The organism is Achromobacter sp. 77, assembly GCF_020541125.1.
Lineage (GTDB): Bacteria > Pseudomonadota > Gammaproteobacteria > Burkholderiales > Burkholderiaceae_B > Achromobacter > Achromobacter mucicolens.
Genome location: NZ_CP059848.1, coordinates 2,990,946 through 3,009,877 on the forward strand (window position 1 = coordinate 2,990,946; position 18,932 = coordinate 3,009,877).

Genomic DNA, 18,932 nt, shown 5'->3' on the forward strand with positions numbered 1-18,932 from the left:
CCTGGCGGGAAGCGCCGGCGGGCGGTCGCCGACGTTTCTGCAGTGGTTGCGTTTCGAACCCCCAACGAATGCCGGCGCGCGTCTGAGGCGGTTAAGTAACGGACGAGAAAAATAATGTTAATACTCGTCACTATTGACACATTAAGTTGTAAGATCGCGATACAACGCCCCGAATATTGCGGACTTCGACACCCTGGGTCTCCAGGCTCGTTTACGGCGACAGCCGCTGGCGGCATGGAGAAGCAGGTCATGAAGAAGGTCAAACAATGGTTGGCGGGCAGCCTGAACGGCGCCAACCGCCCCCGCCCCGCCGTGGCGGCGTCTCCCCTGCTGATGGCGCTGGAGCCTCGCATCGTCTATGACGCTTCGGTGGCGGCGCTCTCCGCGCAACCCCACCAGGCCGATCCCGCGCCCGAGATCCATCGCGCCGGCGAACCTCAGGCCGACGCCCCTTCCCAAGCTAACGCCACGCCGCCAGCCGTTTCGGCCGGTCAGCCCCGAGCCTCGGATACGCCCCCACCCGCCGCCGCCCAGGCCCAGTCGGCGGGCCGCCAGACTGCCCAGGACGGAACCCAGACCGCCGACAGGCAGCAACAAGACCAGCAGGCGGCCGCCGACGGCATCGCGGTGTCGAGCCTGCAATCGCAGGTGGTGTTCATCGATCCCAGTGTCGAAAAGTATCAGACCCTGATCGACGGGCTGGCTCCTGGCACGCAATATGTCGTGCTGGATGCCCGATCCGACGGCTTTGCCCAGATTGCGCAATATCTCCAATCGCATCCCGGCGTGGACGCGATCAGCCTGATTTCGCACGGTTCCAACGGCGCGATCCAGGCCGGTTCGACCTGGCTGACCGCCTCCTCGCTGGCGGCGCACAGCGCCGACCTGGCGCGGATCGGCGCGGCGATGAACCCGGGCGGCGATTTCCTGATCTACGGATGCGACATCGCACAGCAGGCCGATGGGCAGGCGTTGGTGCGCCAGATCGCCGACCTCTCGCACCTGGACGTCGCGGCATCGACCGACGCCACGGGCGCCGCGACGCGGGGCGGGGACTGGACACTCGAGTATCACGCGGGCGACGTTCAAGCCACGTTGAACGCATCGCCGATCGCGCTGGCGCAGTACGGCGGGCTGCTCGCGGTTACGACCGAAACCTACGATACCGCCGCTTCCAACAATTTTTCTGCCGTTGGCCAGTCGCAATTTACGCTGAATGGCATTACGTACACGTTTGACCGGGCGACCAATTCCTTCGCCTACAACGACAGCAATAGCCCGAACGGGCCGACCGATATTACCGATGGCCCGACTGACGGCGTGCTGATGCTCAACGCCGACGGCGCCTCAGTCATGAGAAGCGTGACGATCTCGCTAGCCAACGGCCACACATTTTCGCTGCAAGGCTTCGATCTCAGTTCCTTCAATGGAGACCTGTACATCCAGGCTAACTACAAGGATGGATCGCACAGCGCACTGATCCAGTTGGCGACGGCTACGGTAGGCGGATTCGTGGGTACGGTATCGAACCAGAACCAGCTGGGTTCGGCGTTCGACAACATCGTCTCGTTTTCACTGATCGACCAGAACGATACCGGCGCCTTCGAACCCTCCCTGGACAACCTGGCTTATATCGAAGTGGGCGCGTTCGTCACCACCAGCCCCGGCAATGCGGCGTGGTCATCGGCCAATAACGGCGTAGGCGGCACAGCGGTCGCCATCGATCCGGGCCTGACGCTGAGCGGAACGTCCACTGCTATCTCGGCGACGGTACGGATCACCAATTTTGTCGTCGGCGATCAACTGGGATTCACGGCGCAAAACGGCATCTCAGGCAGCTACAACGCAAGCGTCGGCGAGCTCCAGCTGACCGGCAGCGCAAGCCTCGCGCAATGGCAAGCCGCGCTGCGGTCAGTCACGTTTTCCAGCACGATGGCCTCGCCCAGCCTCTCGGACACCACTCGGTCGATCGCTTTTTCGTTCAGTGACGGACAGAACGACAGCGATGTTGCCACCCGCAATATCACGATCACGGAAACGCCCCAGACGCCACTCGTCAGCGACGGCTCGCCCGCCAACACCAACTACGTGGCGGGCTCTGCAGGCATCGCCGTCAATAGCACCATAAGCGTCAGCGACGCGGACAGCCTGAAGCTGCCGGCCGGGACCGTGACGATTTCTGCCGGCTACGTCGCGGGCGATACCCTGTCGTTCAATAACTCCAGTGTGTCCCTGTACGGCGACATCATCGGGAGCTACGACTCGGCGACGAGAACCTTGTCCTTGACTTCCGTGTCCGACAACGCCACCGTAGCCCAGTGGCAGAACGCACTGCGGGCCGTGACGTTCTCGGCTGGCGCCTCGACATCCGCCGGCATGCGCGACATCACATTCTCGGTGCGGGACAGTGCCAGCACCAGCGCGCTGCTGCATCACAGCGTCCAGGTTGAAACGCCGCTGGCTGTCATCCCCGGTGCCGGCTCCGCGTCGTTCACCAGCGGCGACAACACCATCTCCACGCCCGTCGCCGTCGACGCGGGCCTCACGCTCAGCGGCGGCAACAGCGCCACGTTGGCCAGCGCGACCGTCGCGATCACCGGCAATTTCCAGGTGAATCACGACGAACTCGTCTTTATCGGCAATCCGGCAACGTCGGGCGACATTTCCGGCGTCTACGACAGTGGCACGGGCGTCCTGACGCTGACCTCCGCCGGCGGCGCCTCGCTGGCGCAATGGCAGACCGCCTTGCGATCCATCCGCTTCACCAATGATCTGGTCGTGCCCAGCAGCGCCACGCGCACGGTCAGCTTCCAGATCAGCGATGGCACGCAGACCAGCGCCGTCGCCGCGCGCTCGGTGACCGTGACAGCGACCGACCAGACCCCATTGCTGGGCAACAGCGGCAACACTGCCCATTTTGTATCCGGCGACAACTCGGCCTCCACGCCCGTGGTCGTCAACAGCGCCATTACCGTCAGCGATGCGGACGGCGGCCCGCTGCAGCAGGCTGTCGTCACCATTTCCGGCAACTACCAGCCAACCGACCTCCTGCGTTTCGTCAACAATAATTCGGCCCTGTACGGCAACATCTTTGCTACCTACGTCAATGGCGTATTGACGTTGAACTCCAACGGCAGCACGGCAACGCTGGCCCAGTGGCAAAACGCGCTCCAGGCAATCACGTTCACCTCGACCGCGGTCGTGCCGACCACCGCCACGCGCACCGTCAGTTTCAGTGTCAGCGACGGCACAAAGATCAGCGCGGCCGCCCAGTCATCGATAACGGTTACGGCCTCCACGCAAACCCCTATCCTGTCCGGCTCGGCGGGCAGCGTTACCTTCACACAAGGCGACAACGCGCCCGGTACCGCCATCGTGATCGATGCTGGCATCATGGTCAGCGACCTCGACAGCGCCACCCTGACGCAGGCCAACGTCGTGATCGCCAGCGGTTATGACAGCAACGGCGACGCGCTGCTGTTTACCAACGACGGCGCGACGATGGGCAACATTACCGGGTCCTATTCGTCCGGCGTGCTTGTGCTGACTTCCAGCAACGGCTCGGCCACGCTGGCGCAATGGCAATCCGCGCTGCGTTCCATCCGGTTCACGGACATTGCGGCGGTGCCCAGCACGACACAGCGCACCATCAACTTCGCCATCACCGACGGCTTCAAGGTCAGCGCCATTATCCAGCGCACGATCGATGTCGAGCGGGTTGATCAGTCGCCAGTGCTTACGAACAGCGGCGGCAGCTCAACCTTCACATCGGCCGACAACGCGCCGTCCACGCCCATCGTGATCGACGCGTCGCTGACGCTAAGCGATCCGGACACACCGACCATGGTCTCGGCCACGGTAAGGATTACGGGCAATTACCAGATGGGCGAGGACGTGCTGGCGATGGGCAGCGGCTCGTTTGGCGACATCCAGGCGATTTTCGATGCCGCAACGGGCACGTTGACGCTGACCTCGGCCGGCGGCTCCACCACCGCGCAATGGCAGGGCGCGCTGCGCTCGGTCACTTATGCCGCCACGTCGGCCGTACCGCAGACCTTCGACCGCACCATTTCCTTCTCGGTCAACGACGGCGCCAAGTCGAGCGGCATCTCCGACAAGGCCATCATCGTCATCGCCACCCATCAGACGCCCGTGCTGGGCAGCTCGGGCGACACCGTGACCTACCTGCCGGGCCAAAGCGGAAAAATCATCGACAGCGGCCTGACGCTGACGGACCGCAATGTCGCGGGAGCTTCGCTCGTCGCGATGACACTGGAAGCGCGGATTACGGCGGGCCTGCAGCAGGGCGACATCCTGAACTTCGACCTGCCGCCATCGACGCTGACGAATGGGATGGCCGTTACCTATGATGCCGCCGTGGGCAAGCTGACCATCGCATCCACCGGCGGCACGCTCGCGCAGTGGCAATCGCTGCTGGCCAACATCCACTTCTCGGCCGCGGCCAGCGCGCCGCTGGGTGCGCGCACAGTCGAATTCACCATCAGCGACGGCGTCAAGACCAGCGCGCCGCTGTCCTACACCGTTGACGTCATCAGTTCGGCGCCCGCATTGTCCAGCCCCAGCACGGGCCCCGTCTCGTTCGTGGCGGGTGACAATACGTCGTCCAGCCCGGTCGTCATCGATGGCGGCCTGCTCCTTGCCTCCCCGCTGGGCAACGTCGTCGACTCGGCCGTCGTCGCCATCACGGGAAATCTGCATTCCGCCGAAGACGTTCTGTCGTTCGTCAACAACGGCCTGACCATGGGCGACATCACCGGCAGTTACAACGTGCTGACCGGCGTGCTTACCCTGAACTCGGCGAGCGGCACCGCCACGCTGGCGCAATGGCAGGCCGCGTTACGCTCGATCACCTACGCCGACACCCGGGTCTCGCCCAACACGGCGACGCGCACGATCAGTTTTGCCGTCAATGCCGGCCCGCAGTTCAGCAACGTCCTGACGCGCGCCATCACGGTGACGGCCACTGACCAGACGCCGTTGATCTCGTCCGGCAGCACCGGTGCGGCATCTTTCGTGGCAGGTGACAACACGGCTTCGACGCCCGTGACCGTGGACGGCGGCATCGCATTGTCCGACCTGGACAACGCGACGCTGGCCTCGGCCACCGTGCAGATCGGCGCCGGCTTTCATGCCGGCCAGGACGTGCTTGCGTTCGCCAACGACGGCGTGACGATGGGCAATATCGTCGCGGCCTACGACGCGGTCAACGGCACGCTGACGCTGACCTCGGCCGGAGGCACCGCCACGCTAGCGCAATGGCAGGCTGCGCTGCGCGCCGTCACCTATCGCAACACGGCCGTTACGCCAGATACCGTCACCCGCAGCATCGGCTTTGCGGTCAACGACGGCATCAAGAGCAGCACCACGCTCACGCGCGACGTCACCGTCACCGCCACCGATCAGACGCCGGTGATTTCCTCCGGCAGCACCGGTTCCGCGTCCTTCGTCTCGGGCGACAACACGGCCTCAACGCCCGTGACCGTGGACGGCGGGATCGCGCTGTCCGACCTCGATAACGCGACGCTGGCCTCGGCCACCGTGCAGATCGGCGCCGGCTTCCATGCCGCCCAGGACGTGCTTGGCTTTGCCAATGACGGCCTGACGATGGGCAACATCGCCGCCACGTACGATGCGGCTCATGGCACCCTGATGCTGAACTCGGCGGGCGGCACCGCCACGCTTGCACAGTGGCAGGCCGCGCTGCGCGCCGTCACCTACACCAACGCCGCCATTACGCCTGATACCGCCCCCCGCAGCGTCAGCTTTGCGGTGAACGACGGGGTCAAGTCCAGCGCGACGTTGACGCGAGACGTCACCGTCACCGCCACCGGTCAAACGCCGGTGATTTCGTCCGGCAGCACTGGCGCGACGCCTTTCATTTCGGGCGACAACATGGCCTCGACGCCGGTGGCCATCGACACCGGCATTGCGCTGTCCGACGCTGACAACGCGACGCTGGCCTCGGCCACCGTCCAGATCGGCGCGGGATTCGTTGCCAGCGAGGACCTGCTTGGCTTTAACAACGACGGCCTGACGATGGGCAACATCGCCGCCACCTACGATGCCGTCCACGGCACGCTCACGCTGACCTCGGCAGGCGGCACCGCCACCCTGGCGCAATGGCAGGCCGCGCTGCGCGCCATCACCTACACCAACACCGCCATCACGCCCGATGCCGCCTCCCGCAGCATCGGCATTGCAGTCAACGACGGCGCCCAGACCAGCGCGGTCTTCTCGCGCGATGTCGCCATCACCGCAGTGCGGCAGACGCCGCACCTGAGCGACGACAGCGCTTCGCCCGTCTACACCGCCAGCCAGGATGCCAGCCCCGTCGCGGTGGGCACCGGCATTACGCTGACCGACCGCAATGCCACGCCGCCCACCTCGGCCACCGTGTCCTTCGGCGGTACGTTCGATCCGCAACGCGATGTGCTGGGCTTCGCGGCAACCTCGCAAACCGGCGACATCGTGGCCAGCTACGATCCCGCATCGGGCGTGCTGACGCTGCGCTCGGTCAATGGCGCAGCGACGGTGGCGCATTGGCAGGCCGCACTGGCCGCGGTCACCTACCGCGACTCGCAAGCCGAATCCACCGACGGCACGCGCACGTTGTTGTTTAGCGTGGCCAATGGCGACAAAACGAGCGCAGTCCTGCAGCGCACGCTCCACATCGAAGGCGTGTCCGCGTCCAGCCAGGTTGGCGTTCCCATCCTGCCGCAGCCGCAGCAGAATGTGGACACGGCGCTTCGGGATGACAACGGCGAGACGTCCGAGCGCTATCTGAATCCCGCCCAGTCGCCGGCCATCGAGACGGGCGTGTTTGAATTGCCCACCGGGCGCGTGGGAGACGCAAGCACGCCCTTCTACACGCTCGTTGCGCAAGAAGGCCATAATCCAGGCATGGCGCCCAGCCCGGTTGGCGTCTCCAAGATCGAGCAAGTCGCCGGCGATTTCCGTTACATCCCGCCGGAGCTCGACTTCACCTCGCGCGTCCAGGCGTTGCCTTCCGTGGACATCCCACAGCGATATGTCGCAGGCGTTGCGTTCTCGGTGGTCGTGAAGATGCCGTTCGTGATGGATGCGCAGGCGATGCGGGCCGACCTTCACTCCATCACCACCGCAAGATTGCCCGGCGGCGCCCCGCTACCGGCCTGGCTGCACTACGACGCCGATTCCGGCGAGCTGACAGGCACCCCCCCGGCTGGCGTGGACCAGCTGCGCATCGTGCTTCAGGCCGGCGGCTTCAGCCGCGAGTTCGTCCTGCACTTCGAGGCCCGGGACAACCAGCCGGCCGCCCCGGCCCGCCCCGGCGCCAGCGAGCCCCGCGCCGCGTTGCCCGCCGCCAAGGACTCGTTGGCCGCGCAATTCGCCAACGCGATGGCCGCCCTGCACATTTCGCACAACGACGCGGCGCCGTCTGCGGCCACCCACACTGCAACCGAGCACCGGTCATGACCCAAGGTTTCGCCCTTACCCCCGCATTTACTCCGATGAGAAACGCCGACGTGAACAAGAAGACGCCCCAGGGACGCGTGCCGCGCCCCGCCCTGATCGCCGCCGCCCTCGCCCTGGTCTGGCTGACTGGCTGCGCGATCAAGCCCCAGCCGTTCACGGAGATCGATCGCGCCGCCACGGCCAGTGCCGAGCGCGCCAAACTGTTCGACCAGCAAGAGCCCGTCAGCGGTCCCATCACGCTGGACCAGGCCATGGCGCGCGCGGTCCGCTATAACCTGGACCATCGCCTGAAGATGATGGAAGAGGCGCTGTCGCAGCGGCAACTTGACCTGTCCAACTTCAACCTGCTTCCCAAGCTGACCGCGCAGGCGGGCTACAACCACCGCAACCACCCGCTGGCCTCCGGTTCGGAAGGCCTGTATACCGGCGAAGAGTCGCTGATCCCGTCCTTTTCGACCGATCAGAACAGCCGCACTGCCGACCTGAACCTGTCGTGGAACCTTCTGGACTTCGGCGTCAGCTACTTCGAGGCCAAGCAGCAAGCCGACCATGTGCTGGTGCTGGAACAACGCCGCCGCAAGGTCGTGCAGCTTCTCATGCAGCAGGTGCGTGAAAGCTACTGGCAGACCTTGGGCGCACAACGCCTGCGCGACCGCGTCGGCCCGTTGCTGGAGCAGGCACGCGTGGCGTTGGAAGACTCGCGCCGCGAGCAGGCGCAGGGTCTGCGCTCGCCGATCACCACGCTGACCTACCAGCGCATCCTGCTGGACCTGATGCGCCAGCTGGAAGTGGTACGCACCCAGCTGGAAGAAGCCAAGCCGCGCCTGGCCGCGCTGATGAACCTGGACCCCAGCTCAGACTTCACGCTGGCCGGCAGCGACAGCTTCCAGGTGCCGGCATTCGACATGCCGATGGACAAGATGGAAGACATGGCGCTGCAGCGCCGTCCCGAGCTGGTCGAGGCCAGCTACAACGAACGCATCAGCGTAAATGAAACGCACAAGGCCATTGCCAAGCTGTTGCCTGGCATCGAGCTGAGCCTGGGAACGCATTACGACAGCAACAGCTTCCTGGTTTACAACACCTGGCAGTCCGCCGGCGTCAGCATCAGCTGGAACCTGTTGAACGCATTGAACGCGGGCAACATCCGCGGCGCGGCGCAGGCCCAACTGGATGTGGCCCAGGCGCAGCGCATGGCGCTGAGCATGGCCGTGCTGTCGCAGGTGCACCTGTCGCGCAGCCAGCTTGCCGCCAAGACCCGCCAGTTCGATCTGTACAAGCAGGCCAACGACGTCGATCAGCAGCTTCTCACGCACACCCACAATGCCACCGTCGCCACGGCGCAGGGCAAACTGGACGAGATTCGCGCGGCCACGGCGGCAATGATGTCCGAGCTGCGCGTGTACCAAAGCTATGGCGAGCTGGAAAGCGCTTACGGCCAGATGCTGGCCACGCTTGGCCTGGACCCGTTGGGCGAGAAGCTGGCGAGCAACGATCTGGCATCGGTGGAAGCATCGATCGCCCAGGAGCAGAAGCGATGGGGCGCGCTGGCGCGCGGCGCGGATGCCCCCGGCGCCGATACGGCGGCCGCTGCGCAAAAGTCCGCGCTGGCCGCCGCGGCGCCTGCCACCGCGATGCCCGGGACCCTTCAGAAATGACGCACTTTTTTCACGGCCGGGCGGTTGGCGCGGCCGCGTTGCTGCTTGCCACGCGACTGGCGCTGGCCGCGCCGGATGCCGTGGCGCCCGCCGCGGCACCGGCGGCCGACGAACCGGGCTCGAAGATCCGCGTTCAGCTGGTGGCCCGCGACCAGGTCGAGGTCTCGAGCGAAATCTCGGCCAAGATCGCATCGCTGCCTTACCGCGACGGCGACATGTTCCGCGCCGGCGACATGCTGGTCACACTGGATTGCTCGCTGTTCAACGCCCAACTGCGCAAGGCCCAGGCCGACGCCGCGGGCGCAGGCGAACTGCTCGCCGTGAACCGCAAGCTGCGCGCCACGAACTCGATCGGCGACCTGGAGGTGCAGCAGGCTCAGGCCAAGCACAATTCCAGTTCCGCGGACGTTGCCTACATGCAGGCGACCGTGCGCAAGTGTGCCATCGCCGCGCCCTTCGATGGCCGGGTCTCCAAGCGCAGCGCGTCGCCGCAGCAATTTGCCGAGCCGGGCAAGCCCCTGCTGACGATCGTCGACACCAGCCATCTGGAATTGAAGATGATCGTGCCGTCCAAGTGGCTGGTCTGGCTGAAGGCCGGCCACGCGCTGAGCGTGCAGGTCGACGAGTCCGGCAAAGCCTATCCCGCCAAGGTGGCGCGCATCGGCGCCCGGGTCGATCCGGTCACGCAGACCGTTGACGTGACGGCTGCCTTGACGACGGGCGCGGCCGAGCTCTTGCCCGGCATGAGCGGCTGGACGACCTTCGCACGCTGACGGCAACACGGTAACGGCATGACCGCATCACAGACGGCGAACGACGCCACGCAACAGGTCCGGCTGGACGGCAGGCAGTTCGCGCTGCTATGGCAGCTATCGTCCCGCGCACGCGCGGCCGCCAGTGAGAAGACGCTGGGCTTCACCCTGGTCAATGAAACCCTGGGGCTGGTGCCGTATCGGCAGGCCGCCTGGTGGCGCGGCGACGCGCCGGGTCATATTGCGGCGGTCTCGGGCCTTCCGCAGAGCGATCCCAACGCTCCCTACGTGCAGTGGCTGAGCGCGGTGTGCAAGGTGTTGGCCCGTGGACCTCGCTCCACGCCGCCGGACACCGCCAAGGTGCAAGGCCAGCCGGCCCCCGTCCTGCCCCGCCGCCCGCAGGTGCGCACGTTCACCGCCGAAGACCTGCGCGCCGATGCGCCGCACCTGGCCGACGAATGGAGTGCCTGGTGGCCGGCGCACGCCGCATGGCTGCCGCTAGCCGACCGCACGGGCCGGCCCCTGGGTGGCGTGGTGTTCGCGCGCGAACAGGCCTGGTCCCCGGTGGATTCGGTGCTGCTGGCCGAACTGGGCCAGGTCTGGGCGCATGGCTTCGAAGCCTTCGCGCCGCGCGCCACCTGGCGCGCCCGCGCGCGCAGCGCGCTGCGTCCCGGCCGTACGCAACGGCGGGTGCTGCTTGCCCTTGCAGGCTTGTGCCTGATCCCGGTGCGGCTGACGGTGCTGGCCCCGGCGGACGTCACCCCGCAAGACGCCTACGTGGTCCGTTCGCCGCTGGACGGCGTCATCGACCAGCTGCACATCAAGCCGAACCAGGCCGTCGATAGCGGAACCCCGCTGCTGAGCCTGGACGCCACCACGCTGCGCTCGCGCCATGCGCTGGCCGACAAGAATTTCGCCACCGCGCAAGAGGAGTACCGGCAGACGGCCCAGCTAGCCGTCACCGACGACCGAACCCGTCTGGACATGGTGGAACGCCAGGGCAAGCTCGACCAAAGCCGCGTCGAGCTGGACTACACCGCGCGCCAGTTGGCGCGTGTGAATGTCAACGCGCCGCGCGCGGGCGTGGCGATCTTCAGCGACCCCAACGAATGGACCGGCAAGGCCGTGGCGGTGGGCGAGAAGATTCTGCTGCTGGCTGATCCCGCACGCGTGCAGGTGACCGCCTGGCTGCCGGTGGCCGACAACATCGACGTGCAACCCGGCACGCCGCTGACGTTCTATCCCAAGAGTTCACCGCTGTCGAGCTACGACGCGCAAATCGAATCAGTGGCCTGGCGCGCCGAACCCACGCCCGATGGGGTGTTGGCCTATCGGGTGCGCGCCAGCCTGCATGCCGACGGCACGCAGCCGCCGCTGGGCTCCATGGGGACGGCCCGCATCCAGGGCTCGTGGGTGCCGGCCATTTATTACGTGCTGCGCCGCCCGCTGACCCAGGCCCGCCAGTGGCTGGGCTGGTAGCGCCGCTGTCACCATGGCCCGCCTTCCTCAACTCCGCCAGGAACTGACGCTGACGCCGGGCGCCGCCACGCCCGATGGCGCACCGACCTGGATGCTGCATGACCCCGCCGCTAACCGCTTTTTCCAGATCGGCTGGCCCGCGTTCGAAATCCTGTCGCGCTGGCCCCTGGACGATGCGCAGGCCATTGTGAACGCCGTCAACCGCGACACCACGCTGACCGTCACGCTGGACGACCTGGAGGCGCTGGCACGCATGCTGCGCCAGCAGAACCTGCTGGTGTCCGAAACCAGCGCCGACACCGAGCGGCTGCAACAGCACGAGGCCGCGCAGCAGACTTCGCGAGCGATGTGGCTGCTCAAGCACTACCTGATGATCCGGATTCCGCTATGGCATCCGATGGGTTTCCTGCGCGCCACCGCGCGCCATGTGTCGTTCGCCTTCCGCCCGGCGTTCTGGTGGCTGGTCGCGGCCGTTGCGCTCGTCGGCCTGGTCCTGGCCTCGCGGCGCTGGGACGAATTCCTGCACACCTTCCAGGGCTACGCCGACTGGCGCGGCCTGATCGGCGTAGGCATCGCCCTCGGATTTGCCAAGATCCTGCACGAACTGGCGCATGCCTATACGGCGCAACGCCATGGATGCCGGGTACCGACGATGGGCGTGGCGCTGCTGGTGATGTTTCCGATGCTGTACACCGACACCACCGAGGCGTGGAAGGTACAGGGCCGACGCGAACGCCTTCAGATCGGTGCGGCCGGCATGCTGAGCGAACTGGCGCTCGCCGCCTTCGCCACGCTGTCGTGGAGCCTGCTGCCGGACGGCCCGCTACGGTCCGGCGCTTTCCTGCTTGCCACCACGACGTGGGTGGCCACGTTGGCGATCAACGCCAGCCCGTTCATGCGCTTTGACGGCTACTTCCTGCTGTCGGATTGGCTGGAGATGCCAAACCTGCATGACCGCGCTTTTGCCATGGGCCGCTGGTGGCTGCGCGAGCGGCTGTTCGGACTGGGCGATCCGCAGCCCGAACCGTGCAGCACGCAGCGACGACGCTTCCTGGTCGCCTTTTCGTTCGCCACCTGGCTATATCGCCTGATGGTGTTCATGGCGATTGCGCTGATCGTTTATCACGCCTTTTTCAAAGTCCTCGGCATGCTGTTGTTCTGCGTCGAGTTGTGGTGGTTCATCCTGCGCCCCGTGTGGAACGAGGTCAAGGCGATCGGTTCGCGTCGTGAGGACCTGCACTGGAATTTCCAGACGGTGCGCAGTGCGCTGCTGGGCGCGGCGGTCGTGGCATTCTTTGTCGTGCCCTGGCATGCCGGCGTCAGCGCACCGGCCGTGCTGGGACCGCAGCGGGCGCAAGGGCTGTACACCGTGGCGGCAGGCTATCTGGCCGACACCCCGCCGCCCGCTCGCGACGGCCAGCGCGTCCAGGCCGGGGATGTCCTGGCCGTGCTGGTGTCTCCCGACCTGCAGGCCACGCTCGCGGCCGCCACGGCCGAAGAAAAGCAGTTGCGGTGGCAAGTCGAACAGCAACCCTTCGACGACCGCCTGCGCCAGCAAGGCACGGCGCTGACAAGCCGATGGTCCGCCGCGCGCGAAACCGTGGCGGGTCTGCAAGCGCAGATCGCGCAGCTGAGCGTGCGCGCCCCTTTCGACGGCATCGTGCAGGCCGACGGTGAAGGACAGGCGCCAGGCACTTGGCTGCCACGCGGAGAACGGCTGTACGACCTGGTCGCGCCGGATGGCGTGAAGGGCAATGCTTACGTGGGAGAAGAAGCGGTTGCGCGGCTGGCGCCGGGGCAATCCGCCGTGTTCGTCGCGAGCCTGCCCGAAATGGCCGCCCGCACCTGCCGCGTCCAGGCCATCGACCCCGTCAACGTATCCACGCTGGATGAGCTCAGCGTTGCCAGCACGTACGGCGGTCCGATTCCGGCGGAGCGGGACGCAAAGACGCATGGGCTGGTGCCTTTGCGCGCAACCTGGCAGGTACGCTTTGCGGACTGCGACGGGGCACCTGGCATGGACCGCGAGCTGAACGGCACCGCGCAACTGGGCGCGGGGCGCCAGAGCTTCATCGGCGCCGGCATCCGCCTTGCGGTCGCGACGCTGCAACGGGAAATTGGCTTTTGACGGAATCCATGCAGGTCCTGGCCGGATCGCGCCAGCCTGCCGGCTGGCCGCGCCGTGCTAGGCTGGCGGCCTTCTCCCATCAGGAACCTGCATGCCGCCCGCCATCCGTCTTGGCCCGCTTGTTTTCCCCGCCGAACTCGCCGTGCTGGCCGCCGCCGCCCTTGTTGGACTGCTCGCGGCGCACCTGCTGAACCGCACCGGCCGGGATGGCCGTCGCGCCGACGTCTCCGGCGTGCTGTGGGGCGCCCTGATCGTGGGTCTGCTGGCCGCGCGGCTGGGCTTTGTCTGGCAATACCGGGATCCGTTCGTGCAGAACCCCTTGGCCGTGTTGGACGTGCGCGACGGCGGTTGGGCCGGCACGTGGGGTCTGGCGGCCGCCTGGATCTATGCCGTGGCGGCCATGCTGCGCCGCGGCGTGCCAAGGCCGGCCGTCATCGGCGCCCTGGCGTTGGCCACGGCCACCTGGCTTGCTGGGGGCCGCCTGCTGGCGCCGCCGGATCAACCGCCGCCGGCGCTCGCGCAGCTTCGCCTGCAGGACCTGAACGCCGTCCCCGTGGCGCTATCCGCCTATCAAGGCAAGCCCACTGTCGTCAATCTGTGGGCAAGCTGGTGCCCGCCGTGCCGGCGCGAGATGCCTGCCTTCGAAGCGGCGCAAGCTGCTCACCCGGACGTGCACTTCGTGTTCCTGAACCAGGGCGAAGCCCCGCCCGAGATCACGCAATATCTGCGTCAGCATGCGCCGGCGCTTCAAAACGTGCTGATGGACCCGGCCAGCGACGCGTCCCGCCAGCTCAGCAACCGCGGCCTGCCGGCAACGCTATTCCTGGATGCCAGTGGACGGATGGTGGACCTGCGCGTGGGCGAATTGTCGGCCGCCACGCTGGCCCAGCGCCTGGATGCCTTACGCGCCGCGTCCAGCAAGCCGTGAAGCGCGTTGCAGGAATTCGGCGTTCAATTCCCTGACATCCACGACGCCCAGCAGGCCCATGTCGCGCTTGACTTCCTCGGCGATCAGCGCGATTGCGTGCGCCACGCCGCGCTGCCCCGCGACCGTCGCTGCATAGTTGAACGGGCGCCCCACGAACACGCAGCGCGCGCCCAGCGCCAACGCCTTGATCACGTCCGTTCCGCGGCGCACGCCGCTGTCCAGCATCACCTCCATGCGGCCGCCCACCGCGTCCACGATGGCGGGCAAGGCGTGCAGCGGCGGCACGCTGCCGTCCAGCTGCCGGCCACCGTGGTTGGACACGATGATGCCGTCCATGCCCAGCGCGAGCGCCGTCCGCGCGTCGTCGGGATGCAAGACGCCCTTGAGCACCATCTGCCCCCGCCAGCGCCGGCGGATGGCGGCCACGTGCTCCCAGTTCAGGTGGCCGCGGTCGGAGAAGTCGCGCAGCACGCTGGCCGACAGGATGGGCGCGCCCCGGGTCGCATAGTTGTTCTCGAAGTGCGGCATGCCGTGACGCAACAACGTGCGCAGGAACGTGCCAAACAGCCACCGGGGATGCGTCAGCCCCTGCCACGCCAGGCCCAGGCTTGGCCGCAGCGGCGTCGAGAACCCGGCGCGCACGTTGTTCTCGCGATTCGCGGCCACCGGCGTGTCGACCGTCAGGACGAGCGTGCCGACGCCGGACGCCGCCACGCGATCGATGAGCGCGGCGATCTGGGCGTCGTCACCGGGCAGATAGGCCTGAAACCAGGTGCCCGGCGCCTGCTCCATCACGGTTTCCAGCCGGATCAGCGACGAACCGCTCATGATGCAGGGCACGCCGGCCTCCGCGGCCGCCTTGGCCATCACGATATCGCCGCGGTAACCGGATATCGCCGAAATGCCCATGGGCGCCACACCCACGGGCGCGGCGAACTCCCGGCCCAGCACCGTACACCGGGTGCTTCGCGCGGACACGTTCACCAGCACCTTGGGCAGAAAACCATATTCGGCAAACGCGTCGCGGTTGCCGCGTTCCGAATGGCCGTCCTCGACCGCGCCTGACACGTACGCATAGATGGGTTTGGGCAGCCGCTTTCTGGCGGCGGCTTCGAAGTCGTGCAGACTGAGCATGCGGCGCAGCGGATCGGGCATGTGGGCTCCTCGGGGCGCTCGCGCGGCGAGCGGCCGTCCTGTCGTTGTCGGTATTGGCGGGCACTATAGGCGTGACGGCAGTTTGAATAAAGTGACTTTATTGATCTTGTTCCCTACACTTTTATTCGCCCTCATCAGCCTGCTCCGCCGGATTACATCCTCTCATGACGCTCAAGCAACTCGAAGCCTTCTACTGGGCCGCCACCTGCAAGAACTTTGCCATCGCCGCGAACCGGCTGAATATTTCGGTTTCGTCGTTGTCCAAGCGGATTGGCGAACTGGAATCGTCCATCGGGGCCGAACTCTTCAGCCGCAGCGCCCGTAGCGCCACGTTGACCGCGCTGGGCGAACAGCTGGTGCCGCACGCCAAGGATCTGCTGCGCAACGCCGACCAGTTCATGCAGCAGGCCAGCAACAACCTCAGCTATTCGGGCCGCTGCCGGTTTGGCGCGGGCGAGCTGACGTCACTGACCTGGATGGCCCGCCTGATTGAAGTGATTCAACTCGACCACCCCGATCTGCTGGTCGAGCCCTTCGTGGGCGTGGGCGAACTGGTCGAGCGCGGCCTCGAAGAAGGCGAACTCGACTTTGCCGTCATCGCGGGCCCCTCTTCCCGGCCGTCGATCGCGTCGCGCGTCATCGGCAGCGCCCACTTCGAATGGGTGGCCGCAACCGGCGCCGTCCCCAATCCCCAGACGCTCACCCCCGCCGACCTGCCCGGCCTGACGCTCATCACCCTGCCGCAAAGCTCGGGCGCCATCCGCGTCCTGGACGACTGGCTGACCGAGCAACGCGTGTCGCCGGGCCGCAACCAGTGCTGCAACGGTTGGGGCGGCATCGCGGCCATGCTCCGCCAAGGCCTGGGGCTGGGCTTCCTGCCATCGGCCTGGGCACGCATCCTGATCGACCGGGGCGACTTGCACCCCCTGCCCGGATTCGCGCCCCTGCGCCCCCTTACCTACACCTTCCAATGGCGCCGCGACGACACGCGGCCCATGTTGGAAACGCTGCGCGCGCACGCCGAGGCCTGCCTGGATTTTCATGCGCCCTCGGGAATGGTGTGAGCGCAAGTGCCTCTCGGTGAAGGTCTCGACAGTTTCACAAAAGCGTTCTATTGAGCAGAAAATTATTCGCTTTATCTCCCCTTTTGGCGGGCGTAGAGTCCAGTCGGACTGACTTGGAGATAAGGCCCCATGCCGGATTCCGGATTCACCCCGCACGACCGCCCCGCCCGGCTTGTTCGCCTGGACCTGTGGCTGAACCCCGTATTTGACGAAATCATCGGCGCCACGCCCGGCATCGCGCTGTCGGTGCTTCCCGCGAAGGGCGACGACGCCCGCACGCTTGCCGGATTGAAATCCGCTCATGCCTACCATGTGTCCGCGGCCAAGGACGAGCTGCCGCGCCAGTGGTTTGTCGGCGAATCATTGATCGCGCAGTGCCCGAACCTCGTGTGCGTCTCGTCGGGCGGCGCGGGCTACGACACCATCGATGTGCCAGCCTGCACGGCCGCCGGCATCGCCGTCGTGAACCAGGCCGGCGGTAACGCCGAGTCCGTGGCCGAACACACCTACGCGCTGCTGCTGGCCGTGCAACGCCGGATCGTCGAATCGCATAACCGCCTGCGCCATGACACCGGCTTTTCGCGCGAAGACCTGATGGGCCACGAGATCCACGGCGCGGTCATCGGCTTGGTGGGCATTGGCAAGATCGGCACCTGCGTGGCCCGCATTGCCCAAGGCTTTGGTCTGCGCGTCATCGCCCACGATCCGCTGCTGGACGCCGCGACCATCCGCGCGCGCGGCGCTGAACCGGTCGGGCTGGACGAACTGCTGTCGCAGTCCGATATCGTCTCGCTGCATTGCCCGCTGGACGCCTCCACGCGCGGCCTGTTCGGCGCGCGCGCCTTTGCGGCGATGAAACCCGGCGCGGTGTTCATTTCGACGGCCCGCGGCGGCATTCATGACGAAAGCGCGCTGCATGACGCGTTGCGGGGCGGACACCTGCGAGGCGCCGGGCTGGACGTATGGGAGCAGGAACCGCCCGGCCGGTCGGCCCCGCTGCTGGCATTGAACAACGTCGTCGCCACCTTCCACACCGCGGGCGTCACGCACGAAGCGCGCCGTAGCGTCGCCCGTTCCTCGGCAACGCAGCTTGCCGCCATGCTGCGCGGCGAGCGGCCGCCGCAACTCGTCAACCCGGAGGTCTGGCCCCGGGCTGCCGAGCGCATTGCCAGCCTGACATAACAACGCGGCATTCGTGCCTGCCGGCGCCGCAAGGCACGCGACAGGCCGTGACCGCAAAAACATCCAAAGGAGACAACCATGCAACAACAGACCAAGCGCCGCACGCTGCGCACCCTGGCTACCCTGCTCGCAGGCGCCGCCCTGTTTTCCGGCGCCGCGCAGGCGGCCGGCTATCCCGAACGGCCGATCAACCTGATCGTGTCTTACGGACCGGGCGGCGGCACCGACCTGGTCGCCCGGATGATGGCGCCCTTCCTGCAAAAGTACCTCGGCGGCGACGCGCGCATCGTGGTGCTGAACCGGCCGGGCGCGGGCGGTGCCATCGGCTTTGCGGAACTGGCGCGCGCTCAGCCGGACGGTTACACCATCGGTTTCATCAACACGCCGAATCTGCTGACGATTCCCATCGAGCGCAAGACGGACTTCACGTGGCAAAGCTACGATCTGCTCGGCAACCTGATCGATGATCCGGGCGCGTTCTCGGTGCTGAACGACAATCCGATCAAGAACCTGGCGGAATTGGCTGCCTATGCAAAGCAGAATCCCGGCAAGGTCACCGTCGGCACCACGGGCACCGGCTCGGACGACCACCTGGCCATGCTCCGTTTCGAACGCGCCTCCGGCACCAAACTGAGCCACATCCCGTACAAGGGCGCCGGCGAGGTGCGTGGCGCATTGGCAAGCGGCGAGATCACGATCGGCGCCATCAACGTGGGCGAGGCGCTTCAGTACCGGAAAGGGGGCACGCCGCTGCGCTTTTTGGGACAGATGGGCAATACCCGCTCTGCCGCGCTGCCCGACGTGCCCACCTTCAAGGAACAGGGGTTCGACTTCGAACTGCCTTCGCTGCGCGGCCTGGCCGCGCCCAAGGGCTTGCCGGACGAGGTCCGCACGAAGCTGGTTTCGGCCGTCCAGCGCACGGTGGAAGATCCCCAATTCCAAGCCAAGGCCCGCGAGATGTTTGCACCGCTGCACTACCTGCCGCCCGCGGAATACGCCAAGGAACTTTCGGCCGGCGAAGCGCAATTCCGCCAGCTCTGGAAGGAAGCGCCCTGGCTCGACAAGTAAATGGGCCGGGCAAAGGCCCCATGGCCTTGCCCGGCTTGCACG

General features: G+C 66.6%; 10 protein-coding genes. 9 read left to right on the forward strand and 1 reads right to left on the reverse strand.

Annotation, left to right across the window (positions count from 1 at the left end):
- Positions 1-249: 249 nt before the first annotated feature.
- The 6 genes from H4P35_RS13870 to H4P35_RS13895 all read left to right on the forward strand — a co-directional run bounded on the left by H4P35_RS13870 (position 250) and on the right by H4P35_RS13895 (position 14,421).
- Complete coding sequence (locus H4P35_RS13870) at positions 250-7,476, forward strand: DUF4347 domain-containing protein (protein ID WP_226845927.1); 7,227 nt, start codon at positions 250-252, stop codon at positions 7,474-7,476.
- A 35-nt stretch (positions 7,477-7,511) separates the two neighbouring features.
- Positions 7,512-9,134 (forward strand): TolC family protein, encoded by a 1,623-nt coding sequence (locus H4P35_RS13875; RefSeq protein ID WP_226845929.1) that lies wholly within the window; start codon positions 7,512-7,514, stop codon positions 9,132-9,134.
- Complete coding sequence (locus tag H4P35_RS13880) at positions 9,131-9,907, forward strand: efflux RND transporter periplasmic adaptor subunit (RefSeq protein ID WP_226845931.1); 777 nt, start codon at positions 9,131-9,133, stop codon at positions 9,905-9,907. Before H4P35_RS13875 ends, H4P35_RS13880 begins: the two co-directional genes overlap by 4 nt.
- An 18-nt stretch (positions 9,908-9,925) precedes the next feature.
- Positions 9,926-11,365: an efflux RND transporter periplasmic adaptor subunit gene (locus H4P35_RS13885; protein WP_226845933.1), complete on the forward strand. Its 1,440-nt coding sequence runs from the start codon at positions 9,926-9,928 to the stop codon at positions 11,363-11,365.
- Between the two features lie 13 nt (positions 11,366-11,378).
- Positions 11,379-13,493: an HlyD family efflux transporter periplasmic adaptor subunit gene (locus tag H4P35_RS13890; RefSeq protein ID WP_226845935.1), complete on the forward strand. Its 2,115-nt coding sequence runs from the start codon at positions 11,379-11,381 to the stop codon at positions 13,491-13,493.
- 91 nt (positions 13,494-13,584) lie between these two features.
- Entirely contained in the window at positions 13,585-14,421 is an 837-nt protein-coding gene (locus H4P35_RS13895; protein WP_152384527.1) for a TlpA disulfide reductase family protein, read from the forward strand.
- On the opposite strand, the gene H4P35_RS13900 is transcribed toward H4P35_RS13895, so the two are convergent.
- A complete protein-coding gene (locus tag H4P35_RS13900) occupies positions 14,395-15,576 on the reverse strand; it encodes an alpha-hydroxy acid oxidase (protein WP_226845937.1) in 1,182 nt (393 codons plus the stop codon). The two genes, H4P35_RS13895 and H4P35_RS13900, sit on opposite strands and share 27 nt — an antisense overlap.
- A gap of 164 nt (positions 15,577-15,740) precedes the next feature.
- Between H4P35_RS13900 and H4P35_RS13905 the strand changes: the two genes are divergently transcribed.
- The 3 genes from H4P35_RS13905 (at position 15,741) to H4P35_RS13915 (ending at position 18,890) form a co-directional block, all read left to right on the forward strand.
- The gene (locus H4P35_RS13905) at positions 15,741-16,640 is read left to right on the forward strand and encodes a LysR family transcriptional regulator (RefSeq protein WP_226845939.1); all 900 of its coding nucleotides are present in this window, start codon (positions 15,741-15,743) and stop codon (positions 16,638-16,640) included.
- A 129-nt stretch (positions 16,641-16,769) separates the two neighbouring features.
- Complete coding sequence (locus H4P35_RS13910; protein WP_175155543.1) at positions 16,770-17,822, forward strand: hydroxyacid dehydrogenase; 1,053 nt, start codon at positions 16,770-16,772, stop codon at positions 17,820-17,822.
- A 78-nt stretch (positions 17,823-17,900) separates the two neighbouring features.
- The gene (locus tag H4P35_RS13915) at positions 17,901-18,890 is read left to right on the forward strand and encodes a tripartite tricarboxylate transporter substrate binding protein (protein WP_226845940.1); all 990 of its coding nucleotides are present in this window, start codon (positions 17,901-17,903) and stop codon (positions 18,888-18,890) included.
- Positions 18,891-18,932: the final 42 nt, after the last annotated feature.